Genomic DNA, 22,876 nt, shown 5'->3' on the forward strand with positions numbered 1-22,876 from the left:
GGATCCCCGCCTCTGGCGGGCATTCAGACTAACGCATGCATTACCCGGAATCGCCTTGACCGACACCACCCCGCGCCCCGCGCCGAGCGAAAACCACCTCCTGATCAACGCCTATACGACGCATCCGGAGTCCCCCCTGCTGTCCGTCACCCGCCGCATCGCCGACAGCGGCTGCAACCTGGTGGACGCACGCCTGGCCACGGTCGGTCGCGATGTCTCGGTCACCGCCCTGGCCACCGGCTCCTGGGACTCGGTAGCCAAGCTGGAAGCGATGCTGACCCGGCTCGAGCGCGAGGAAGGCCTGAAGCTGGTCTGGTACCGCACCGCCGCCAAGCAGGCGCAGTCCAACCTGCTGCCGTACATCGTCGAGGTGATCGCCGCCGACAAGCCGGGCATCCTGTTCCAGCTGGCCGATTTCTTCGACCGCCAGGGCATCACCATCGAGAACCTGCAGAGCACCCGCTACCGCGCCATGCAGACCGGTGCGGAGATGTTCAGCGCGCAGGTCACCATCGGCGTGCCGGCCAACATGCACATCGCCGCGCTGCGCGACGATTTCCTCGAGTTCTGCGACCACCTGAACCTGGACGCGATCATGGACCCGATGAAATTCTGATCGGAAGTGCGGATTTTTCGCGCGCCTCTCACGGGCGCGTGGCGTTTCATGCAATTGTCGTAGAAACAACCCAGGCTCGACAGAAGGACCTCATGAACAACGGCGATACCCTGGACAGCACTACCCTCTCCCTGCCGCTGGCACTGTCCGGTGGCAACCAGGCCACCCTCGGCGACTATGCCGGCCAGTGGCTGGTGCTGTACTTCTACCCCAAGGACAGCACGCCCGGCTGCACCACCGAAGGCATCGACTTCAACGCGCTGCTGCCGAAGTTCAGGAAGGCCGGTGCGGTCGTGCTCGGTGTCTCGCGCGACTCGGTGAAGTCGCACGACAACTTCTGTGCCAAGCAGGGCTTCAGCTTCCCGCTGGTCAGCGATGGCGACGAAGCGCTGTGCACCGCCTTCGACGTGATCAAGATGAAGAACATGTACGGCAAGCAGGTACGTGGCATCGAACGCAGCACCTTCCTGATTTCCCCCGACAGCCGCATCGTGCAGTCCTGGCGCAAGGTCAAGGTTGCCGGCCATGCCGATGCTGTTCTCGCCGAACTGAAGGCCTCCCAGTCCAAGTGAGTCCCACTGCCTACTGTGTCTGCCATCACCCTGCCCCGCAGCAGGCCGTGGTGGTTTTTCCCTGTCCGTAACCAGGAATCGACGATGACCCGAGGCAAGCGCATCTACGTGCTGGATACCAACGTGCTGATGCACGATCCCACCGCGCTGTTCAAATTCGAAGAGCACGACGTCTACCTGCCCATGCAGGTGATCGAGGAGCTGGACAACGGCAAGAAGGGCACCTCCGAAGCGAGCCGCAACGCCCGCCAGGTGAGCCGCTTCCTCAACGAGCTGGTGCAGGCGTCGGGCCTGGACAACCTGGCCGACGGCATTCCGCTGCAGCGGCCCAATGGCCTGCAGCTGCGCGGCAAGCAGAGCGCGGGCAAGCTGCGCTTCCAGACCAGCCATTTCGATGCCGGCAAGAGCTTCGGCAAGGTCATCCCGGACAACGCCATCCTCGGCGCGATCCTGGCCCTGAAGGAAGAGACCCCGGACCTGCCGGTGGTGTTCGTTTCCAAGGACATCAACCTGCGGATCAAGGCTGCGATCGCCGGCATCGTGTCCGAGGACTACGAGAACGACCGCGCGCTGGACGATTTCAGCCTGCTCTACACCGGCGCCACCGAGCTGCCGGAAGACTTCTGGAAGCGCCATGGCGACGACCTGCGCAGCTGGAGCGACAAGGGCCGTACCCATTACGAAATCCTCGCGCAGGACGGCGAGGAGTGGTATCCGAACCAGTACGTCTACCTGCCCGGCGAAGACGAAGTCGAACTGCGCGTAAGCCGCGTGGTCGGCGACGGCAAGGTGGTGCTGTCGCTGGTCGATGATTTCCGCCACGGCAGCCACGCCGTGTGGGGCATCAGTGCGCGCAACCGCGAGCAGAACTTCGCGCTCAACGCACTGATGGACCCGGAGATCGACTTCGTCACCCTGCTGGGTACCGCCGGTACCGGCAAGACCCTGCTGGCACTGGCCGCCGGCCTGGCGCAGACGATGGACCAGCAGCGCTACCGCGAGATCATCATGACCCGCGCCACGGTCAGCGTCGGCGAGGACATCGGTTTCCTGCCGGGCACCGAGGAAGAGAAGATGACGCCGTGGATGGGCGCGCTGACCGACAACCTGGAAGTGCTCACGCACAACCAGGAAGGCGGCACCTGGGGCCGCCAGGCCACCAACGACCTGCTCGCCAGCCGCATCAAGATCCGCTCGATGAACTTCATGCGCGGCCGCACCTTCCTGTCGCGCTACCTGATCCTGGACGAGGCGCAGAACCTCACCCCGAAGCAGATGAAGACGCTGATCACCCGTGCCGGCCCCGGCACCAAGATCGTCTGCCTGGGCAACGTCGAGCAGATCGACACCCCGTACCTGACCGAAACCACTTCGGGCCTGACCTACGCGGTGGATCGCTTCAAGAACTGGCCGCATAGTGCGCACATCACCCTGCGCCGTGGCGAGCGTTCGCGCCTGGCCGATTACGCTTCGGAGGTGTTGTGAACCGCTGCACCCGCCTGCTGCTGCCCACGGCTGCGATCACCCTCACAGCCGTGCTCGGCGCCTGCACCACTACGCGCGGCCCGGCCAGCGTGCCGACCGCCGAGCGCACCGGCCAGTCCTGGGTCGTCACCCGCCCGATCATCGCCGCGCAGGTGCTCGACACCTGCTCGCGGCCCAGCCCCGGCCGCGAGGCCGGGCGCGTCAGCGGCTACTGGGCACCCAGCCGGCAGCAGATCGATCAGCTGGAAGCGCGGCTGTCATCGCTTGAAGCACAGGTGCCGAAGGTGCTGGACTTCGACCGCCAGTACGTCGGCATCGAAAGTGCCGGCAAGCGGCTGATCTACATCAACGCCTTCCCGCACGACGACAGCGGCGTGAATCCCGCACGGGAAGCGATCCGCACCTGCGATGGCGGCGCACAGTTCTGGGGCGCAGTGTTCGATCCGGCCAGCAACACCTTCAGCGAGCTGCAGTTCAACGGCGGCTTCGGCGGGCCCTGAGGGGCCCCGCCGATGGGAATACGCCTGCCCACCTGGGTCTGGATCGGTGCGGTCGCGCTCTCGTGCGTAGCCGGCATGGTCAACGTGGTCGGCTTCCTCGGTTTCGAGCACCAGGCGGTCAGTCACATGACCGGCAGTACCAGCCAGCTCGGCATGGCACTGGCCCAGGGGGACTGGCGCGCCGTCGGGCACCTGTGGGGGCTGCTGATCGCGTTCTCGCTGGGCGCGATGCTCAGCGGCCTGCTGATCCAGGACAGCGCCCTGCAACTGGGCCGGCGCTATGGCGTGGCACTGGCGCTGGAATCGGCGCTGCTGCTGATCGCCATTCCGCTCTTTGAACAACAGCAGATCTGGGGCGCGCTGGCCGCCGCCATGGCCTGCGGCCTGCAGAACGCGATGGCCACCACCTTCAGTGGCGCGGTGGTGCGCACCACCCACCTCAGCGGCATGTTCACCGACCTGGGCATCGGCCTCGGCCACCTGCTGCGCGGGCTGCCGCTGCAGGTGCGGCGCCTGACCCTCAGCGGACTGATCATCAGCGGCTTCCTCGCCGGCGGTGTCATCGGCGCCTGGCTGTTCGTACGCTGGCAATACGACGCCCTGCTCGCTCCGGCCCTGCTGACCGGCCTGACCGGGCTGGGCTATGTGCTGTACCAGCAGTGGGCACGTTGGCGGCATTGAGGGTCGCGCTGCGGGCGCCCGGGGGTCAGATCCCTTTTCCTGCGAAGAAGGGATCTGACCCCGCCTGACGGATCAAAGGCATCCACGCATGGCGTGGATCTACCCTCCCCTGCAGGACCACGGCACAATCGCCTGATGAGCCCGACCACTCCCGTTTCCGCCCTCACCATCGCCGGCTCCGACTCCGGCGGCGGCGCCGGCATCCAGGCCGACCTGAAGGCCTTCGCCGCACATCGCGTGCACGGCCTTTCGGCGATCGCCGCGCTGACCGCACAGAACACCCGCGGCGTGACCGCCGTGCATGTGCCGCCGATCGACTTCCTGCGCGCACAGCTGGAGGCGTGCTTCGACGACTTCGACATCCACGCGGTGAAGCTCGGCATGCTGGCCAACGCCGAAGTGATCAATGCCGTCGCCGACGCACTGGAGAAGCATCGTCCGCCCCACGTGGTGCTGGACCCAGTGATGGTCGCCACGAGCGGCGCACGCCTGCTGGAAGACAGCGCATTGCAGGCCATGCGTGAGCGCCTGATCCCGCTGGCCACGCTGATCACCCCCAACACGCCGGAAGCAGAACTGCTGGTCGGCCGGAAGATCAGCAACGGCGAAGACGCCGAGCAGGCGGCCTCCGCCCTGCTCGATCTTGGTGCGGGCGCGGTGCTGCTGAAAGGCGGCCACCTGCAGGAAGGCAATCGCGTGATCGACCGCTATTTCGACGGCGTCAGCAGCGAAGAATTCATCCATGCGCGCCTGCCACTGGATGCGCACGGTACCGGCTGCACGCTGGCCTCGGCCATCGCCGCGCAGCTGTGCAATGGCCTGAGCCTGGCCAATGCCTGCGAAGCCGGCATCGACTACATCGCACGTGGGCTGCAGCAAGGCTATGCGCCGGGCCGCAGCGAAGTGCTGGTGCTCGACCATTTCGGCGCGGCACCGCACGCATGAGCCTGACGCCGCGCATCCTCGCCGTGCAGTGCAACGACGGCCATCGCTACGAAGTGATCGCCTGCGTGCCCGCACAGCCCATCGCGCGCCTGCTGTGGCTGCCCGCGCTGGGCGTGGCTGCGCGCCACTACCTGCCGCTGGCGCAGGCACTGGCGGCGAAGGGCGTGGCGGTCTACCTGCATGAGTGGCGCGGCAACGGCAGCAGTTCGCTGCGGCCATCGCGCACGCGGGACTGGGGCTATCGGGAAGTACTCGAACAGGATCTGCCGGGCAGCCAGGCCGTTCTGGCTGCAGCGGATGACGAGGCTGGCGCCCTGCCCTGGATCATCGGCGGCCACAGCCTCGGCGGGCAGCTGGCCTGCGTGCACGCAGGCCGCAATCCGCAGCACTTCAACCGGCTATGGCTGGCCGCCAGCGGCTCACCGTTCTGGCGCAGCTTCCCGCCACCGCGGGGCTGGCTGTTGCCGCTGGTCTACCGCTTCCTGCCGTGGATCGCGCAACGCCAGGGCGTCCTGCATGGTCGTCGCCTTGGCTTCGGCGGTACCGAGGCGCGCGGCCTGATCGCCGACTGGGCGCGCGTCGGCCTGAACAACCATTACGCCGCGGTCGGCATGGACGAAGACCTCGACGCGCAGATGGCGCGCGTGCGTGGCAGCGCGCAGGCGGTGCTGATGGAACATGACTGGCTGGCACCGACCGGATCGATGCGCACGCTGCTGGCGAAACTGCCGAATGTGGTCGCGCAGCTGCGCGTGCTGTCCGCGCAGGAACTGGGTACGCACGCCGATCACTTCGCCTGGCTGAAGGCCCCGGACGCCGTGGCTGACAGCTTTTTCATTCAGTTGGATGAAAATTTTCACAAAACTGTTGACGGTGCGCGCCGACATCCGCATAATTCCGCTCCTGTCGCAGGGCGCCCGTAGCTCAGTTGGATAGAGTACCTGGCTACGAACCAGGCGGTCGGGAGTTCGAATCTCTCCGGGCGCACCACTCGACAGGTTTCCAGCATCCGCCGCTGGAAATGAAGTAAAATTAAGCAGTAAATTGATTGTGTACCGCGCGCCCGTAGCTCAGTTGGATAGAGTACCTGGCTACGAACCAGGCGGTCGGGAGTTCGAATCTCTCCGGGCGCACCATACACGGTCAACACAACAAGTTTATGTAATTGGCGCCCGTAGCTCAGTTGGATAGAGTACCTGGCTACGAACCAGGCGGTCGGGAGTTCGAATCTCTCCGGGCGCACCATTACACCGAAACAGCAGGCCTCGGCCTGCTGTTTTTTTTATGTGTGTTTTTCGGCAGGGCTGCGCCCTGCACCTGCCGAAGCCACGGCCGGAGCAACAGCAACAGCTGGCATTCCGAGGGATGGTGGGGCGGCATGGGCAGGCAGGACACGCCGTAAACCCATCCATGGGGGCTCGATGGCGGCATCCATGCCGCCAACGGTCCTGCCTGCCCATGCCGCCCCACCTCTGACAGATTTCCGCGATCTGATGGATCCACGCCATGCGTGGATGAATCTCCATCGAGTTCGAGTTCGAGTTCGAGTTCGAATATTTCGACAATTGATCGAAGAGCATCCACGCATGGCGTGGATCTACTGTGTCGACCAAGGTCGACACCCACCGATCGCACCAGCACCGACAGATCGCCGGAAACTGTCGAAGGCGGGGTGGGTCCGGTTGCGGGAGTGTCCGCGGCATGGATGCCGCGGCCAAGCCCCCATGGACGGGTTTACGGCGTCTCCCGCAACCGGACCCACCCCGCCATCCCTCAGGAAACCAGCTGTTGCTGTTGCTTTTGCTTCGGCCATAGCTGTTGCTTCGGCGGGTGCAGGGCGCAGCCCTGCCAAACCCCTACCCCCTGGCCATTGCCTGCCACCACTGCGACAGCAGCTCCGGCCTGCGCAGGCGCTCGCGCCACCAGCGCAACGCGGCGCCGTCCTCGCCAGTGCGCCAGGCCAGCCAGAAGGTTTCTTCCGGCTTGTGCTCCTCCACCTCACGGATCACCAGCTGGCCGCGCGCGACCGCGGCGCGCGCGCACGGCTCGGGCAGGAAACCGAAGCCCACGCCTTCGCACTGCAGTTTCAGCTTGCTGGCCATGTCGGGCACCGTCAGCATCTCCTGCCCCATCAACAGGCCCACCGTGCGCGGCAGCAGCCGTCGCGCCGAATCGGAGACGGCGATCGCGCAGTGCTCGACCAGCTGCTCGCGACCCAGCACACCCGGCACTGCAGCCAACGGATGATCGGGCGCGACCGCGAACACGAACTCCACCGTGCCCAGCGGCTCGACCACGTAACCACCCCCACTGGGGCCCTCGCCCGGTGCACCGACCAGCAGGTCGGCGCGGCGGTCCAGCAGGGCCTCCCAGGTGCCGGACAGCGCCTCGCCGATCAGCCGCAACCGGGTCGGTGCCTCGGCCTCACGAAACGCGGCGATGTCCGGGCCGAGCAGCCAGGTCGGAAACACCGAGTCCACCGCCAGGGTCAGCTCGGTCTCCCAGCCCGACGCCACCCGGCGCACCCGCAGTTCCAGCTCGCGTGCGGCGCGCAGCAGATGCCGCCCTTCATCCAGCAGCGCGCGGCCGGCCTCGGTCGGCTCGGCGCGCGGGCCGACCCGGTCGAACAGCTGAACGCCCAGGTCCTCCTCCAGCTTGGCCACGGTGTAGGAGATGGTCGAGGGCACCTTGTGCAGGGCCTTGCCGGCGCCGGCAAACGAGCCGCGGCGGTCGATGGCGTCCAGGATCTGCAGGGCATCGAGGCTGAGCTTGAGCATTCGAATTTTTCGATGATGGCTGTCAAAACTATCCGTTTTTCAAACCTTGGGCGCAAGCGGATACTTCTCTCCAACGGGGAAACACAGCGGCTACCGACCCACCCCGCACCATCGAAACCATCGAAACCATCGAACAAGGAGATTCCATCATGCTGCAGATCCGCAAGAGCGCTACCCGTGGCCTGGCCGAGCATGGCTGGCTGTCCTCGCGCCATACCTTCTCCTTTGCCAACTACTACGACCCCCGCTACGTCAGCTTCGGCCCGCTGCGGGTGATCAACGAAGACAAGGTGATCGGCGGACAGGGCTTCGGCACCCACGGCCACAGCAACATGGAGATCATCTCCTACGTGCTGGGCGGTGCGCTGGAACACAAGGACTCGATGGGCACCGGTTCGGTGCTGCGCTACGGCGACGTGCAGCGCATGAGCGCCGGCAGCGGCGTCACCCACAGCGAGTTCAACCACTCGGCCGACGAGACCGTTCACTTCCTGCAGATCTGGATCTTCCCGGATGCGGAGAACATCGCGCCGTCCTACGAGGAGACCCACTTCACGCCGGACAGCAAGCGCGGCCAGCTGCGCCTGATCGCTTCGCCGGACGGTGCCGACGGTTCGCTGCGCATCCACCAGGATGCCCGCATCTTCGCCACCATTCTCGATGGCGGCCAGAAGCTGCACCACGCTCTCGGCAACGGTCGTGGCGCGTACGTGCAGGTGGCGCGTGGCCAGCTGCAGGTGAACGGCATCACCCTGGAAGCCGGTGATGCGCTGCAGGTCAGCGACGAAGCGCAGCTGACCCTGGAGAACGGCAACGACGCCGAAGTGCTGGTGTTCGACCTGCCGCTGTAACGACAACGCCCGCGATGCCATCACGCATCGCGGGCGTCTTTGTAGAGCCGAGCCCATGCTCGGCTGGCTGTCAAACCGCAGCCGAGCGTGGGCTCGGCTCTACAGGACCGGTGTCAGAACCTGTAATTCAAGCTCAACCGCACATTGCGCGGCTCGCCCCAGGTATAGGTGCTGTACCAGCTGAAGATCGTGTAATACCGCTTGTCCAGCAGGTTGTTGACGTTGAGCGTGGCCGACAGGCGATCGTTGAATTCATAGCGCGCCATCGCATCGAGCAGCCAGTACGGCTGGGTGCGATGCACGACCTGCGCACCGGTGGCCGGGTTGCTGATCTCGCCGAACGTGGAATCCTGCCAGCGCGCGCCACCGCCCAGCGTCAGGCCCTTCCAGTCGCCATGCAGGCGATAGCTGGTGTGCAGGCTGAACTGGTTTTCCGGCTCCAGCGTGGTGACCTTGGCACCGGCCTGGCGGGCGATCTTGTGCGAGAAGCCACCCTGCACCTGCCAGCCCTCGGCCAGCTGGCCCGACATCTCAAGCTCGTAGCCCTTGGTACGCACGCCCATCAGGGCGCGATAGGCATCCTGCCCGTCCGGTGTCTTGCCGCCGGTGGGCTGGGCGAAGTTGTCCTGGTCGAGCTGGAACAGCGCCGCACTGGCGTTGAAGCGCCCATCGAGGAACTCGGCCTTCAGGCCCACCTCATGGCTGCGGCCTTCCAGCGGATCCAGCGCCTTGCCCTGCTCGTCGCGTTCGCTGTGCGGCTTGAAGATGGTGCTGTAACTGGCATACACCGAGTAGTGCTCGCCAAGGTCATAGACCACACCGGCATATGGCACGAACACGCCGGTCTCGTGCGTGCCCGGCGAGCGGTAGCTGGCCAGGCGGCTACCCACGATCACCTTCAGTGGATCGGCCATGTCGAAACGACCGACCACATAGACGCCATTCTCGCGCGTCACTTCATTGTTGTCGTAGCTGCGCTGCCATTGCGGCTCCGCAATGTCGCCCTGCCATGCGCGGTAATCGGGCGCCTCGGTCGGATAGCCGGGCTGCGGCGCGTAACCGGTATTGGTCCAGCGCTTGCGCGAGGCGCTGCCACCGACCACCAGCTCATGCTCGCGGCCGAACAGGCCGAAATGACCGCTCAGGTAGAAGTCGGCCGCGTTGCTGACAGTCTTGCCAACGTACTTGCCCAGCCACAACGACACGCCTTCGCCGGTGACCGGATCGGGATTGCCACCGGCCGCACCCGCCAGCGCCGCGTCATAGCCGTTGACCTGGTGGTTGAGCTGCAGCTTGGCCACCCAGTCGTTGGCGAAGGTGTGCTCGAGCGTGGCAAAGCCGGTGCGAACATACTGGCGCCAGCCACTCCAGCGGGTGCCGTTGTTGAACGAACGCGGCATGTCATTGAAGTTGCCGGCACTGTCCAGCAGCGGAATGCCGCCCCAGGTCGAACCCTTCGGGTCGCTGTCCATCGCATCGCCACCCACGGTCAGCAGCGTGCGCTCGCCCAGATCGGCTTCCAGCACCGCGTAGCCGACCTTGCTGGTGCGCTGGTAGTAATCGAGATTGGAATGCTTGTCCTGCCAGGCGCCCACTGCACGACCGCGCACGCGTCCATCGGCGGTCAACGGGCCGCCGACATCGATCTCGGCACGGTAGTCATCCCAGCGCCCCACACCCAGCGTCGCGCTGCCGGCGAAGTCCTTGCCCGGCTTCTTGCGCACCAGGTTGATGGTCGCGCCGGGATCTCCCATGCCGGTCAACAGACCGGTGGCGCCCTTGAGCACCTCGATGCGGTCATAGATGGCGGTATCACTGAGCGTGTTGCCCGCCGAGTAGGCCGAGTCACGCGACATCGGGATGCCGTCGTACTGGAAGTTCTGCACGGCGAAGCCACGTGCGTAGTACTCGGTGCGCTCGCTGTCGTAGGTGACGATGCTGATGCCAGGGGTCACCCGCATCACGTCATCGATGCCGTGCAGGCCGAAGTCATCCATCTCGGCACGGGTGATCACGCTGATGGTCTGCGGAGTCTGCCGCGGCGTCAGCACCAGGCGGGTGGCGGTGGCGATGGTGCCCGGCGTATAGGCGCCGCTGCCTTCGGTGATGGTGCCCAGCTGGTTGGCCGTGACCTGCACCGTCTGCAGGGTCTGCGAGGCGGGTGCCTGGCGATCCTTGTCCGGTTCGGTCGCGGACTGCGCGGCAGCCATTGCGCTGCTGCCCAACAATGCAATCAGAAGGCTCTGCGCGAGCACCTGCGGCAGCAGGCGGCGACGCGGCAATGAGGACGGAAGACGGACAACGGGCACGTACAGCACGACAGGACCTCCACGATCGGGTGGGATCCTCTGGCGGCGGCTGGAGGCAGGATGGGAACGCGGCCGGACAGCCGCAGGCGCAGGAGTGTACTCCCCTGCGCCCCGGCTGTCGTGCAGCGTGCCGTCGTGCTGTGCTGCTGGGGCTCAACCGCCGATGGCGGCGCAGGCCTCCAGGATCAACGCGGTGACCTCCCTGGGCTTCGATGCCAGCGAGGCATGGCTGGCATCCAGCTCCAGCAGGCGCTTGGGCTGCATCCGTCCGGCCATGGCCTTCTGGTTTTCCGGTGCGATCATGCGGTCATGGCGCGAGAGCTGGTACCAGCTTGGCTTGTGCTTCCATGCAGGGTCGCTCACCGTATCGCCGAAGGTGCTGGCCAGCGGCGCCTTCTGGGTCACCGCCATCACCCGGCCTTCGTCGTCGCTCAGGTCCTGGCAGAAGCTCTCATGGAACTTGTCGGCACGCAGCCACAGGTAGCCGTCGCTGTCCGGGGCCAGGTTCGGCGCCGCCTCCGGCAGGTGCTGCTGGGTGATGCCACCGGGGCTCTCGCCTGCATCGGGAGCAAAGGCGGCGATGTAGACCAGGCCCTTCACATTGGCCTCGTTGCCGGCCTCGCTGATCACTGCGCCGCCGTAGGAGTGGCCGACCAGCAGCACCGGTCCATCGATCTGACGGATCATTTCCCGGGTGCGCCCTGCGTCGTCAGCCAACGATGTGAGTGGCAGTTCCACCGCCTGCACGCGGTCGTGGCCATTGCGATGCAGTTCCAGGATCACCTTGGCCCAATGTGCGGCCCCGCCCCAGAATCCATGGACGAGGAGGATGGTCGGTGTCGTGCTCATGAACAGGTCTCCGGCAGCGGCCGGCGGGATGCCAACCGTGCAGCCACTGTCCGTGCATGGCGTTAATCACTGGTGACGCAATCGGGTCACTGCAATCGTATGCGTCGTCCGATGTCATGCATGGCACTTGCCGAACCCGACTGGAACCGTTTTCATGGCGATTCCCTGGAGCTTCGCGCCGCGCATGACGCCTTCATCCCCACGTGCCCAGCAGCACGCCACCCGTGCTGCCTTCTTCATTCCCGGATTCGCCACCGCTGCATGGGCACCGATGGTGCCTTACGCCAAAGCCAAGGCCGGGCTGTCCGATGCCAGCCTCGGTGCCGTGCTGCTGTGCCTCGGCCTCGGCTCGCTGCTGGCGATGCCGCTGGCGGGCGCATTGACGGGGCGGCTGGGCTGCCGCCGGGTAATGGTGATCACCTGCGCGATGATGCTGTGCGCCCTGCCCCTGCTGGTACTGGCACCGACGCCACTGGCACTGGGGGCGGCACTGTTCGTGTTCGGTGCAGGCGTCGGCGCCTTGGACTGCGCGATGAACATGCAGGCAGTGGCCGTCGAACGCGACGCCGGGCGGCCGATGATGTCGGGCTTCCATGCCTTCTACAGCATCGGCGGCTTCGTCGGCGCCGGCTGCATGACCGGCCTGCTGGTGCTTGGAACACCGTTGTGGATGGCCGCGCTGGCTTCGGTGACGGCACTGCTGCTGGTGGCGGCGCTCTCGGCGCCGCACTGGCGCCCGCAACGGATCCTGCATGAGGGGCCGTTGCTGGCGTTGCCGCATGGCGTGGTGCTGTTCATCGGCGTGCTGGCCTTCGTGGTGTTCCTCGGCGAAGGCTCGATGCTGGACTGGAGCGCGGTGTTCCTGGCCGAAGTGCGACAGGTGCCGCGCGACCAGGCCGGGGCTGGCTTTGCGGTGTTCACCCTGGCAATGACCGCGATGCGTTTGTTCGGCGATGGCATCGTCGAGCGCCTCGGCCGTACCCGCACGATCGTCATCGGCGGCATCACCGCAGCGGCCGGTTTCAGCCTGGCCACGCTGGTGCCGTCGTTCCCGGTGGCACTGGCCGGCTACGTGCTGGTCGGGCTGGGCTGCGCCAACATCGTGCCGGCGCTGTTCTCGATGGCCGGCCAGCAACGGGTGATGCCGGAGAGCATCGCCATCACCGCGGTCACCACGCTGGGGTACGCCGGCATCCTCGCCGGCCCGGCAGCCATTGGTGCGCTGGCTCACGCCACCAGCCTCGGCTTCGCCTTCCTGTGCGTGGCCGCCCTGCTGCTCGGCGTAGCCGCCTCCGCCCGCGCACTGGCACAACGCCTGCCCTGACACAAAAGGGGACGGAGGGAATTAAGTCGTTTCCAACGCAGGTGTGCGGGAAACGACTTAATTCCCTCCGTCCCCTTTTCAGGTGTGGGTGAGCCACTCGGCCTGGGCTGGCAGCTGCGGGGCCGGACAGGCGCTCTTCGGGTGGTGCTCGTCGCGCGCCATCCAGTCGTCGACCACGCCGGCCAGCAGGTCCAGCCGCAGCGGCAGGGTGATGTGGTCCTCGCCGCGCATCTCGATGTAGTGCGCGCGCGGGTTGGCCAGGGCCAACTCGCGGCCCTGGCTGACCGGAATGTGCTGGTCGCCCTGCCCGTGCAGCAACAGCACGCAGGCGCGGGTATCGGCCAGCGCGCGGGCCACGTCCACACGGTCCAGATCGACGTCGATGCGGCGGCTGGCGGCGGCGATCACCTGGTTGATGTCCTGGCCGCCATAGCGCCAGCGCGCGTAGGAGGCCACCGCCTGCGCCTTCAGGCCTTCCGGCTGCAGCCCCATCAGGTGCGGAATCATCGTGCGGATGGCCACGCCTGCGTTGGCGAACGATTCCATCGCCACCACGCCTTCCACCTGGTCCCCCAGCTTGTCGGCGGTGAACACCGCCGTGGCCGCGCCATACGACACGCCGAACAGATACAGCGGGCCGGTCACTTCGCCGCGTGCACGCAGTTCGCTGATCACATCGACCACATCGTCCGATTCGTAGGTGCCATAGCCGGACGGCCCCGCACCGGACTGGCCATGATTGCGCAGGTCGAGCGTGACCACGCGGTAGCCGGATTCGGCCAGCTGCAGCGACCACGGCAACATCGAATCACCGTTCATCATCCAGCCGTGCAGCAGCACCACCGTGCCGCGCGGCGCCTGCGCACGGAACGGCTGCGGTACCGCAAGGCTCAGCCCGGTGTCCAGCGGCAGGCCGTTCTCGTGGCGCTGCGGCAGGTAGCGGTAGCGCGCGCCGTAATCACCCGGGTCGAACACGCGCCAGAAGATCGGCACGCCATCGCGACCCGGTGCGAAGCCATGGCGGTTGGGCAGTTCGGCAATGGCCGCGGCGATGCGCGGGCGATCGAGCAGGGTCGACACGCCACCCGGCGCGATCAGCCGATCGGCGAGCGAGGTGGACGACGCGTTGATCGAGGAAGAGCATGCAGCCAGCCACAGGCCGGCGCACGCCAGCAACAACAGCAGCAGGCGCTTCATGGGCAATCGAGGAAAAGGTGCGACAGCGTGGCAGGTTAGCGACGCGGGCGCGGGCCATCTATCGCGCATGGATGACGGCTTGATGACAACGCAGGAACGATTCAGCTTGGTGTACAAGCTGTATCCGTTCAGTCATTGATCCGGATCAATGAACGCGCGCGAGGGAATCTCCACAGTGCCACCATGCGCACCTCGCTCAAGCTCGCCATTGCCTTGGCCGCCTCGCTGGCCGCCGCCTACGGCATCGCCCGCACCACGCCCTACTGGTTTGCGCCGCGGCAGACGGCGCAGGTCGATATCCACGACCCGACGCTGATCGCGCAGGGCCAGTACCTGTCGCGCGCCGCCGATTGCGCGGCCTGCCATACCGCACCGGGCGGCAAGCCGTTCGCCGGTGGCCTCGGCATGCAGACGCCGATGGGCACGATCTACTCGACCAACATCACGCCCGATCCGCAGACCGGCATCGGTGCCTACGATTACGCCGACTTCGAACGCGCGGTGCGCCGTGGCATCCGCCACGATGGCCAGCCGTTGTATCCAGCCATGCCGTACGCCTCGTATGTGATCGCCAGCGATGCCGAGGTCAAGGCGCTGTACGCCTACTTCATGGGCTCGGTGCAGCCGGTGAAACAGGACAACGCCGACAGCACCATCCCTTGGCCGGCCAACATGCGCTGGCCATTGGCCTGGTGGCAGCTGCTGTTCGCGCGCCCACGCAGCTTCAGCCCGGATCCGAAGCTGGATGCCGGCCAGCAGCGCGGCGCTGAACTGGTTGAAGGCCTGGCCCATTGCGGTGCCTGCCATACGCCACGCGGCCTGGCCTTCCAGGAAAAGACCATGGCCGACGATGGCAGCCGCCAGTTCCTGTCCGGCTCGGTGCTGGAAGGCTGGTATGCGAAGAACCTGCGCAATGAATCGACCGGCCTGGCCAGCTGGAACGAAGGCGAGATCGTCGACTTCCTGCGCACCGGCCGCACCGATCGTTCGGCGGCTTTCGGCGGCATGGCCGATGTGGTGGAGCACAGCACGCAGTACCTGTCCGACGCTGACCTGCTGGCGATGGCACGCTACCTCAAGCAGCTGCCCGCCCGCGAAGGGCGTAGCGCGCAGTGGTCGCCCGGCACCGATACGACCACCGCCGCACTGCGCAGCGGCGACTACCGCGTGGCCGGTTCGCTCGCCTACGCCGAGCACTGCCAGGCCTGCCATCGCGCCGACGGCCGCGGCATGCCGCGCGTCTATCCAGCCCTGGCCGGCAACTCGATCGTGTTCGCTGACGATCCCAGTTCGCTGGTGCAGGTGACCCTGATCGGCGGCCGCACGCCGCATACGCCGCATGACCGCATGGCCTTCACCATGCCCGGCTTCGAGCAGCTGCCGAACGCGCAGCTGGCACAGATCCTGACCTTCATCCGCAGCAGCTGGGGCAACCAGGCCGGCGCGGTGAGCGAGGTCGACGTGGCGCGGATGCGCCGGGTGGTGCGCGACAAGCCGGTGCACTACGTTCCGCAGGAGGCCGCACGATGAAGCGTTCGCGCAGACGTTCCCGCCTGCTGATCGGCAGCGCGATCACCCTGGTGCTGCTGGCCGCTGCTGGCACCCTTGCCTATCGCCACCTGTACCCGGACCTGGATGCCGCCGTGGCCAGCACGATCGATATCCTCGACGCGCAGGGCAAGGTGGTCGGCCACTACCACGCGCCCAGCGCCGAAGAGATCGCCGGGCTGGGCAATGCCGAATCGGTGATGCTCGGTCGCCGCCTCCTCAACGAAACCGCGCGGCTGCTGCCGGACAACGTCGGCAACGATCTGAACTGCAATTCGTGCCACATGGCCGAAGGCAAGCGACCGTTCGGCAACCACTACTTCAACACCGGCGGTGGTGCCTATCCGCGTTACATGCCTCGCCCGGGCAAGGTGATCGGGCTGGCCGAGCGCATCAATGGGTGCCTGCAGCGTTCGATGAACGGCAAGCCGCTGCCGAAGGACGCGCCGCAGATGCGCGCGATGCTCGACTACATGGCGTGGCTGAGCAGTCCTGTACCAGACGGTGCAAAGGTCGCCGCGCCAAGCGAAGGACCGATCGACAGCACGCTGACCCCGGACCCGAACCGTGGCCAGGCGCTGTACGCCGTGCAGTGCGCGGCGTGTCATGGCGACAACGGCGAAGGCCGGCGCGACGCCAGCGGTGACACCGCCTTCCCGCCGCTGTGGGGCGACCACAGCTTCAACATCGGCGCCGGCATGGCGCGCCTCTACAAGGCCGCCGGTTTCGTCAAGCACAACATGCCACCGGCAGTGACCCGCGAGCCCCCGCTCGGGCAGCAGGTGATGCCCGACCAGGATGCGGTGGACATCGCCAGCTACTTCATCAACCAGCCGCGTCCGGACTTCGCCAACAAGGCCAAGGACTGGCCGCGCGACCCGAAACCCAAGGACGCGCGGTACTGACAGGCAAGCGGCCGGAGGCACCGGCCGTCACACAACACGGTTCCTGCATCTCTACGTCATGCCGATGTCATTGGCGCTGCCGACACTCCGGGGCTTCCCTCTGCTGAAGGTCCGGTTTCGATGCGAACGATTGCGCGCTTTCCCCGTGTTTCGCTGCTTGCCCTGCTGATCGCCCCTGCACTGGACGCCCTGGCCGAAGCACCGCAGGGCGACGCGGCCGAGGCGCGCAGCACGGATGCCCGTACCCTGGACCAGGTGCAGGTGATCGGCCAGGCCACCAGCTACGCCAAGACCTCGGTACGCGCGGAAACGCTGAACCGGCAGACGGTGATGAGCAGCGTCAACGATGCGCTCAACGAAGTACCCGGCGTGGTGGTCAGCGAGGCCGACGCCACCGGTTCGTCGGTGTGGGGCACGCAGATCAGCATGCGCGGCTTCGTCACCAACCGCGATACGCAGCAGATCGGCACCACCATCGACGGCCTGCCCAACGGCGGCTCCGGCTACGGTGGCGGTTCGCTGGCCAACCGCTACATCGACACCCTCGACCTGGAGACGGTGGAAGTCAGCCAGGGCACCGCCGATATCTCCTCGCGCTCGAACGAAGCACTGGGCGGCACGCTCAACTTCCTTACCAGCGACCCGCTGCAGGACAGCCGCCTGCGCTTCGTGGTCGGCGCCGGTGACAACGATGCGCGCAAGTACTACGTGCGCTACGACACCGGCCTGCTCGGCGGCCACACCCGCGCGTGGGTCAGCGCCTCCTCGTCGAAGGTGCACGACTGGATCGACGGCACCGGCCACGCCAGCAACGACCACATCGCCGGCAAGTTCATCACCGAACTGGATCGCTGGACGCTGACCGGCTACCTGTCCTATAACGACGCCGACGAGCCCGAATACACCAGCGTTTCGCCGAAGGGCTTCGCCACCAACCCGGAGCGCGACAACCTGGTCGGCACCCTCACCGGCATCCCGTACCTGGACCAGAACTACCGCTCCGGTTCGCGTGCGCTGCGCGAGAACACCTTCGGCTACCTGCGCGCGGCGTTCGATGGCGGCAAAGGATTCAAGGCCTCGATGGCCGCCTACGGGCACCGGATGCAGGGCCGTGGCGACTGGCTGCCACCTTACCTGGCACAGGTCAGCGATGACGGTGCCGGCCGCCCCGAATCGGAGTACATCGGTGGAAAGACCGTGTACGGCGGCAGCAACCGTGGCCAGATCTTCTTCGTCAATCCCGACGGCAGCGCCGCACAGCGCCTGGCCAGCTGCACGCCGCGGCTGGGCTTCACCGCCGAGTACGATCCGAACTGCTACGCCGGCAATGTGCTGGGCGCGCAGTCGTATCGCCACACGCACTACGACAACGACCGCATGGGCGTGACCGCCGATGTCGAGTGGCGACAGACGTTCGGCGCGGTCGACAACACGATCCGTGGCGGCCTGTGGGTGGAGAAGCTGGACCGTTCGGCGCGCCGCGACTGGCATCGCCTGCTCAATGTCGGCCAGAGCATCGACTTCGACCACCAGCCGTACTGGGTGCAGTTCGAGGACAAGTACAAGGTCGACGAGCAGATGTACTACGTCGAGGACGTGGCCCGCTTCGGTCCGTTCAGCGCGCGCCTGGGCGTGAAGCAGTTCTTCGTCGACCAGTCGCGCCGCCGCGTGATCGGTGCAAGCGAGCACGTCACCTCCGATTCCAAGTCCGATCCGCTGCTCTCCACCGGCTTCACCTGGGCGCCGGGCGTGGAAGGCATGGAGCTGTTCGCCGGCTTCTCGCAGAACTTCGCCGCGATTCCGTCCGGCGTGCTTGGCGAGACCGACCCGCAGCGCTTCCGCAACGTCGAGCCGGAAACCGCCGACAACATCGAAGTGGGCATGCGCATCAGCCGCTGGCCGCTGACCGCCTCGGTCACGCTGTACAACATCAAGTTCGACAACCGCATCGTCTACCTGCCAGCGGGCTTCGTCAGCGGCATCGACTACCTGGGCGAGACCGACGGCGTCTACGAGAACTTCGGTGGCGTGGAAAGCAAAGGTCTGGAAGCGGCGTTCGGCTATGGCTGGGACAATGGCTGGCGGATCAACGCGGCCTACACCTACAACCGCTCCAAATACCTGGGCAGTGGCAATGCCGCCCGCGATACCCAGCTGGGCATCGTCGACGGTGCCAAGGTGATCGGCCAGCCGGAGAACACCCTGGTGCTGTCGGCCGACTGGCAGGGTGCCAACTGGAACGTCGGCCTCTCCGGACGTTACCTGGGCACGCGCTACCTCGATGCCGCCAACGTCAACAAGCTGCCCTCGGCCACGGTGTTCAACGCCAACATCGGCTTCGACCTGCAGGGCCTGTCGCCGCGCCTGAAGGGCATGGGGGCCAACCTGGTGGTGAGCAACCTCACCGATAAGCGGTATCTTGCAGGGGTGGACGGCCGCGACAACGCCTTCATCGGCGCTCCGCGCACCGTCGGCATCTCCTTCCGCGTGGACCTGTGAGTGAGCCCGTGACCGATATCGGCCGACGCCGGTTGTTGCAGGCCGGCGTTGCCGCCGGCCTTTCCCCGCTGCTGCCCAGCATCGCCCGGGCCGCAGCGATCGCCCCCGCCGCGCAGACGCGCAGCCTGGAAGACCTGCAGCACATCGTGGTGTTCATGCAGGAGAACCGATCGTTCGACCACTACTTCGGCACGCTGCCAGGCGTACGTGGCTTCGGTGATCGATTCGTCGCCCCGGCCGCCGCGCTGCAAGCGGGTGGCCGTACCCGCAGCCTGTGGCTGCAGCCCGATGCCAGCGGCAAACGTGCGATCGCGCCCTTCCCGCTGGATACCGCCGCGCACTTCGGCTACATGCGCGTGGAAGGCACGCCGCATACCTGGCCCGATGCGCAGCGCGCCTGGGACCACGGGCGCATGGGGCAATGGCCGAAGGCCAAGCAGAACCACTCGATGGGCTACTTCCAGCGCAACGACCTGCCGTTCCAGTTCGCGCTGGCCGATGCCTTCACGATCTGCGATGCGTACCACTGCGCGATGCAGGCCGGCACCAACCCGAACCGGGTGTTCCTGTGGACCGGTCAGAACGATGCGCAGGCCCGCGCGGGTGGCCCAGTGATCGCCAACTCGCACGACAACTTCCCCGAGCACGGCGGACATCCGGCGCCCTACCGCTGGACCAGTTATGTCGAGCGCCTGCAGAAGGCCGGCGTGTCCTGGCAGATCTACCAGGACATGGCCGACAACTTCACCGACAACCCGCTGGCCGGTTTCGATGCATTCCGTCGGGCCTACAGCGCTGCACCCGGGCATGATCCGCAGCTGCGCGCACGCGCTGTCAGCACCCGCGGCCTGCCACAGCTGCGCCAGGATGTGCTGGACGGGCGCCTGCCGCAGGTCAGTTTCATCATTGCCGATGCCGCGGGCAGCGAACACCCAGGCCCGTCCAGCCCGGCCCAGGGCGCGGCTTATACGGCGCGCGTGCTGGATGCGCTGACCGCCGATCCGGAAGTGTGGAGCCGCACCGCCCTGCTGCTGATGTTCGACGAAAACGACGGCTTCTTCGACCATATGCCGCCACCGGCCCCTCCCTCACCGGTGAACGGTGGATGGGCAGGTGCCTCGTCGGTCAGTACCGAGGGCGAGTATCACCGTCATCCCGCGCCGGGCGACGAAAAGTACGATGCTGCCGAGCTGCGCGGACGCCCGTATGGCCTCGGCCCGCGCGTGCCGCTGTACGTCATCTCGCCGTGGAGCCGCGGCGGCTGGGTCGATTCGCAGGTATATGACCACACCTCGGTCATACGGCTGATCGAACGTCGCTTCGGCGTCGCCGCACCGGACATCTCGCCGTGGCGCCGCGCCGTCTGCGGTGACCTGACGGGCGCCTTCGACTTCGCCCAGCGTGATACCCGTCCGTTCGTGCGCGGCCTTCCCGATGTCAGCGCGGTGGCGGCACGTGCGGCGGCCCTGCCGGGGCGTACCGTGCCGGCGCTGCCGGAGGGGCTGAAGCCAGCGAAGCAGGAAAGCGGCGTACGCCCGGCACGTGCCCTGCCCTATCGCCCGCAGGCATCGATTGCTGCGGTCGACGCCTCGGGCGTGGATCTGACGTTGTCCTGCGAAGGCGCGGCGGTTGTGCTGCATGTCTACGACCGGCTGCGGCTGGACGCGGTGCCACGCCGCTACACGCTGCTGCCGGGCATGCCGCTGCGCGAGCGCTGGCCGCTGGACGCCCAGGGTCGCTATGACCTGTGGTTGCTGGGCCCGAACGGCTTCCACCGCCACTTCAAGGGCAGCGCCAAGGCATCCGCGGTCCAGGCCACGGTCGAGCGTGCGGATGGTCAGCTGCGGCTGCGCCTGCGCAACCTGGGTGACAGCACGCAGCAGGTGCGCGTGCAGGCAGGTGCCTATGCCGGGCACATGCCCGAGCAGGCGCTGGCGGTGCCGGCGCATGCCGAGACCACGGTGGCCTGGGAAGCAGCGTCCACCGCAGGCTGGTACGACCTTCAGCTCAGCGCGGGTGAAAGCGTGCTGCGCCTGGCCGGCCGCGCAGAGGATGGACGCCCCGGCACCAGCGACCCGGCGATGGGCAGCGAGCCATTGCGGTTCGAGCACGATTGAAGGATCTCTGTAGAGCCGAGCCCATGCTCGGCTGCTTTTCCGGTCAGTTGTCGAAGAGCAGCCGAGCATGGGCTCGGCTCTACAGGCTAGACCGGTAGGATCAGGCCTCCTGCAGCCCCGGCCGGCCATGCTCCACCGCATAGCGCTTCCAGCTCTGCACCGCGCCATTCGGCTGCATCACGGTATCCAGCGTCTTCATGTCGCCGATCCATGCATCGCGGGTGACATCGCACAGCACGTAGCCACGCTTGTCGGTGGTCGCCTTCAGATAGGGGCTGTGCGCAAGCTGGTTCCTGGCATACGCATCCACACCCTGGCCATCGGCGCCGGAAGTAATCGATGTGGCCAGGAACTCGCTGGAGATCACCCCTGAGTCACGGTGGTCCTGCACCAGATCGCTGGCATAGTGGCGATGCGCGTCGCCACAGGCGGTCACCACGTTGCCGAAGCCGACCTTCTGGATGTGATCGAGCAGGCGCCGGCGGCTGTCCAGATAGCCCGACCATTGATCGTCGGACGACTGCACGATGCCATCCTTCTCGCGCATGTAGTTGCCCAGTGCCACCTGATGGGCGATGGTGTGCCAGCGCGGTGCGACATCGGCCAGACCATCGAACAGCCAGCGCTCCTGCTTCGCGCCCACAATGCTGCGTTCCGGCGATTCCACGTCCTCACGCAGCGCCATGTTCGCCTGCTTGCTCCGGTACTGGCGGGTGTCGAGCAGGTGCAGATCCATCAGTGTGCCGTAGCGTGCGCGCCGGTACATCTGCATGTGGCCATCGCGCGGGAATGCCGAACGGCGCAGTGGCATGTTCTCGTAGTAGGCCTGGAACGCCTGTGCCCGGCGCAGCAGGAACACTTCGCTGGGCGTGTCATCCTGGTCTTCGGCACCGGCCCAGTTGTTGTCCACTTCATGGTCGTCAAAAGTGACGAACCACGGTACCGCCGCATGCGCGGCCTGCAGGTCGGCATCGCTCTTGTACTGGGCGTAGCGGCGACGGTAATCATCCAGCGTGTAGATCTGCGGGCCGACGTGGTTGCGCAGATTGGTGAACGGCTGGCCGTTCATCTTCCGCAGGCCCGGCTGGCTTTCGCCTTCGTAGATGTAATCACCGTAGTGGAAGACGAAATCCAGCGGTTCCTCGGCGATGCGCCGCCACGCGGTGTAGTGGCCTTCTTCGTAGTGCTGGCAGCCAGCCACCGCAAAACGCACACGATCCACTGCGGCCGTGGCTGCGGGCAGCGTGCGGGTACAACCGATCGCACTGGCGTGGCCGCCTACGGTGAAGCGGTACCAGTAGGGTCGTCCGGGCGCCAATCCGCCCAGCTCCACGTGCACGGCGTGGCCGAGTTCGGGATGCGCCATTGCCGAACCCTGGCGCACCACCTTGCGCATGCCATCGTCTGCCGCCAGTTGCCACTCGACCACCATCGGCCGGGTCGGCATGCCACCGCCGAACACCAGCGGTTCGGTCGCCAGGCGCGTCCACAGCACCATGCCATCGGCCGAGGGATCACCCGAGGCCACGCCCAGGGTGAAGGGTGTACTGGCAAAGCGCGGCTTGGCCAGCAGGTTGCGCGGGTTCAGCGCGGTGGCATCGGCCTGCGCGGCCAGCGCGTGTGCCGTGCCCATCCAGGCACCGGCAGCGGACAGGCCGGCCAGGACCAGGAATCGCCTGCGATTGATCGTCTCCACGGCTG

Annotated in this window: 18 protein-coding genes and 3 tRNA genes; 16 read left to right on the top strand and 5 right to left on the bottom strand. The window is 66.6% G+C overall.

Annotation, left to right across the window (positions count from 1 at the left end; genetic code table 11):
• Window positions 1–55 precede the first annotated feature (55 nt).
• From ACZK0Z_RS14480 to ACZK0Z_RS14525, 10 genes are all read left to right on the top strand, one after another.
• Window positions 56–616 carry a glycine cleavage system transcriptional repressor gene (locus tag ACZK0Z_RS14480; RefSeq protein ID WP_005409051.1) on the top strand — a complete coding sequence of 187 codons (561 nt, stop codon included), beginning with the start codon at window positions 56–58 and terminating at the stop codon, window positions 614–616.
• A 92-nt stretch (window positions 617–708) separates the two neighbouring features.
• Window positions 709–1,188 carry a peroxiredoxin gene (locus ACZK0Z_RS14485; protein WP_049430673.1) on the top strand — a complete coding sequence of 160 codons (480 nt, stop codon included), beginning with the start codon at window positions 709–711 and terminating at the stop codon, window positions 1,186–1,188.
• An 84-nt stretch (window positions 1,189–1,272) separates the two neighbouring features.
• A complete protein-coding gene (locus ACZK0Z_RS14490; protein WP_014036782.1) occupies window positions 1,273–2,673 on the top strand; it encodes a PhoH family protein in 1,401 nt (466 codons plus the stop codon).
• Entirely contained in the window at window positions 2,670–3,173 is a 504-nt protein-coding gene (locus ACZK0Z_RS14495) for a hypothetical protein (protein ID WP_197632696.1), read from the top strand. The genes ACZK0Z_RS14490 and ACZK0Z_RS14495 overlap by 4 nt, the downstream gene beginning before the upstream one ends.
• Window positions 3,174–3,185: 12 nt before the next feature.
• Window positions 3,186–3,854: a YoaK family protein gene (locus ACZK0Z_RS14500; protein ID WP_049430678.1), complete on the top strand. Its 669-nt coding sequence runs from the start codon at window positions 3,186–3,188 to the stop codon at window positions 3,852–3,854.
• Window positions 3,855–3,989: 135 nt separating this feature from the next.
• On the top strand, window positions 3,990–4,799 hold the full coding sequence (gene thiD, locus ACZK0Z_RS14505) for a bifunctional hydroxymethylpyrimidine kinase/phosphomethylpyrimidine kinase (protein WP_197632697.1): 810 nt from the start codon (window positions 3,990–3,992) through the stop codon (window positions 4,797–4,799).
• Window positions 4,796–5,722 carry an alpha/beta hydrolase family protein gene (locus tag ACZK0Z_RS14510; RefSeq protein WP_197632698.1) on the top strand — a complete coding sequence of 309 codons (927 nt, stop codon included), beginning with the start codon at window positions 4,796–4,798 and terminating at the stop codon, window positions 5,720–5,722. The genes thiD and ACZK0Z_RS14510 overlap by 4 nt, the downstream gene beginning before the upstream one ends.
• Window positions 5,713–5,789 (top strand) — tRNA-Arg (locus ACZK0Z_RS14515). Before ACZK0Z_RS14510 ends, ACZK0Z_RS14515 begins: the two co-directional genes overlap by 10 nt.
• A gap of 69 nt (window positions 5,790–5,858) precedes the next feature.
• A tRNA-Arg gene (locus ACZK0Z_RS14520) sits at window positions 5,859–5,935 on the top strand.
• 32 nt (window positions 5,936–5,967) lie between these two features.
• A tRNA-Arg gene (locus tag ACZK0Z_RS14525) sits at window positions 5,968–6,044 on the top strand.
• Window positions 6,045–6,655: 611 nt separating this feature from the next.
• Here the strand turns inward: ACZK0Z_RS14525 and ACZK0Z_RS14530 are convergent.
• Window positions 6,656–7,576, bottom strand: a complete 921-nt coding sequence (locus ACZK0Z_RS14530) for a LysR family transcriptional regulator (RefSeq protein WP_100443621.1) — start codon at window positions 7,574–7,576, stop codon at window positions 6,656–6,658.
• A 149-nt stretch (window positions 7,577–7,725) separates the two neighbouring features.
• On the opposite strand from ACZK0Z_RS14530, the gene ACZK0Z_RS14535 reads away from it, so the two are divergent.
• Window positions 7,726–8,427 carry a pirin family protein gene (locus ACZK0Z_RS14535; RefSeq protein WP_049428172.1) on the top strand — a complete coding sequence of 234 codons (702 nt, stop codon included), beginning with the start codon at window positions 7,726–7,728 and terminating at the stop codon, window positions 8,425–8,427.
• A 113-nt stretch (window positions 8,428–8,540) separates the two neighbouring features.
• On the opposite strand, the gene ACZK0Z_RS14540 is transcribed toward ACZK0Z_RS14535, so the two are convergent.
• Complete coding sequence (locus ACZK0Z_RS14540; protein ID WP_459004708.1) at window positions 8,541–10,745, bottom strand: TonB-dependent siderophore receptor; 2,205 nt, start codon at window positions 10,743–10,745, stop codon at window positions 8,541–8,543.
• A 144-nt stretch (window positions 10,746–10,889) separates the two neighbouring features.
• Complete coding sequence (locus tag ACZK0Z_RS14545; protein ID WP_049428171.1) at window positions 10,890–11,585, bottom strand: alpha/beta hydrolase; 696 nt, start codon at window positions 11,583–11,585, stop codon at window positions 10,890–10,892.
• 184 nt (window positions 11,586–11,769) lie between these two features.
• Here ACZK0Z_RS14545 and ACZK0Z_RS14550 point away from each other — a divergent pair, with 184 nt between their 5' ends.
• A complete protein-coding gene (locus tag ACZK0Z_RS14550; protein ID WP_049428188.1) occupies window positions 11,770–12,909 on the top strand; it encodes an MFS transporter in 1,140 nt (379 codons plus the stop codon).
• Between the two features lie 78 nt (window positions 12,910–12,987).
• On the opposite strand, the gene ACZK0Z_RS14555 is transcribed toward ACZK0Z_RS14550, so the two are convergent.
• Window positions 12,988–14,106 carry an alpha/beta hydrolase gene (locus tag ACZK0Z_RS14555; protein ID WP_049428170.1) on the bottom strand — a complete coding sequence of 373 codons (1,119 nt, stop codon included), beginning with the start codon at window positions 14,104–14,106 and terminating at the stop codon, window positions 12,988–12,990.
• Between the two features lie 183 nt (window positions 14,107–14,289).
• Between ACZK0Z_RS14555 and ACZK0Z_RS14560 the strand changes: the two genes are divergently transcribed.
• The 4 genes from ACZK0Z_RS14560 (at window position 14,290) to ACZK0Z_RS14575 (ending at window position 21,175) form a co-directional block, all read left to right on the top strand.
• Window positions 14,290–15,636, top strand: coding sequence for a c-type cytochrome (locus tag ACZK0Z_RS14560; RefSeq protein ID WP_197632700.1), 1,347 nt, complete (start codon window positions 14,290–14,292; stop codon window positions 15,634–15,636).
• Window positions 15,633–16,559, top strand: a complete 927-nt coding sequence (locus ACZK0Z_RS14565; RefSeq protein ID WP_049428164.1) for a c-type cytochrome — start codon at window positions 15,633–15,635, stop codon at window positions 16,557–16,559. The genes ACZK0Z_RS14560 and ACZK0Z_RS14565 overlap by 4 nt, the downstream gene beginning before the upstream one ends.
• Before the next feature lie 120 nt (window positions 16,560–16,679).
• Window positions 16,680–19,058 carry a TonB-dependent receptor domain-containing protein gene (locus tag ACZK0Z_RS14570; protein ID WP_197632701.1) on the top strand — a complete coding sequence of 793 codons (2,379 nt, stop codon included), beginning with the start codon at window positions 16,680–16,682 and terminating at the stop codon, window positions 19,056–19,058.
• An 8-nt stretch (window positions 19,059–19,066) separates the two neighbouring features.
• Window positions 19,067–21,175, top strand: coding sequence for a phosphocholine-specific phospholipase C (locus ACZK0Z_RS14575; protein WP_197632702.1), 2,109 nt, complete (start codon window positions 19,067–19,069; stop codon window positions 21,173–21,175).
• Window positions 21,176–21,275: 100 nt separating this feature from the next.
• On the opposite strand, the gene ACZK0Z_RS14580 is transcribed toward ACZK0Z_RS14575, so the two are convergent.
• Window positions 21,276–22,871 (bottom strand): alkaline phosphatase D family protein, encoded by a 1,596-nt coding sequence (locus tag ACZK0Z_RS14580; RefSeq protein WP_478449145.1) that lies wholly within the window; start codon window positions 22,869–22,871, stop codon window positions 21,276–21,278.
• Window positions 22,872–22,876: the final 5 nt, after the last annotated feature.

The organism is Stenotrophomonas sp. 116085_Sma, from assembly GCF_056479585.1.

Excerpts from the sequence above, each read along its gene's own strand:
- ACZK0Z_RS14485 (WP_049430673.1), top strand. The coding sequence starts at position 709 with ATGAACAACGGCGATACCCTGGACAGCACTACCCTCTCCCTGCCGCTG.
- ACZK0Z_RS14490 (WP_014036782.1), top strand. The coding sequence starts at position 1,273 with ATGACCCGAGGCAAGCGCATCTACGTGCTGGATACCAACGTGCTGATG.
- ACZK0Z_RS14500 (WP_049430678.1), top strand. The coding sequence starts at position 3,186 with ATGGGAATACGCCTGCCCACCTGGGTCTGGATCGGTGCGGTCGCGCTC.
- thiD (WP_197632697.1), top strand. The coding sequence starts at position 3,990 with ATGAGCCCGACCACTCCCGTTTCCGCCCTCACCATCGCCGGCTCCGAC.
- ACZK0Z_RS14510 (WP_197632698.1), top strand. The coding sequence starts at position 4,796 with ATGAGCCTGACGCCGCGCATCCTCGCCGTGCAGTGCAACGACGGCCAT.
- ACZK0Z_RS14530 (WP_100443621.1), bottom strand. The coding sequence starts at position 7,576 with ATGCTCAAGCTCAGCCTCGATGCCCTGCAGATCCTGGACGCCATCGAC.
- ACZK0Z_RS14535 (WP_049428172.1), top strand. The coding sequence starts at position 7,726 with ATGCTGCAGATCCGCAAGAGCGCTACCCGTGGCCTGGCCGAGCATGGC.
- ACZK0Z_RS14545 (WP_049428171.1), bottom strand. The coding sequence starts at position 11,585 with ATGAGCACGACACCGACCATCCTCCTCGTCCATGGATTCTGGGGCGGG.
- ACZK0Z_RS14550 (WP_049428188.1), top strand. The coding sequence starts at position 11,770 with ATGACGCCTTCATCCCCACGTGCCCAGCAGCACGCCACCCGTGCTGCC.
- ACZK0Z_RS14555 (WP_049428170.1), bottom strand. The coding sequence starts at position 14,106 with ATGAAGCGCCTGCTGCTGTTGTTGCTGGCGTGCGCCGGCCTGTGGCTG.
- ACZK0Z_RS14560 (WP_197632700.1), top strand. The coding sequence starts at position 14,290 with ATGCGCACCTCGCTCAAGCTCGCCATTGCCTTGGCCGCCTCGCTGGCC.
- ACZK0Z_RS14565 (WP_049428164.1), top strand. The coding sequence starts at position 15,633 with ATGAAGCGTTCGCGCAGACGTTCCCGCCTGCTGATCGGCAGCGCGATC.
- ACZK0Z_RS14570 (WP_197632701.1), top strand. The coding sequence starts at position 16,680 with ATGCGAACGATTGCGCGCTTTCCCCGTGTTTCGCTGCTTGCCCTGCTG.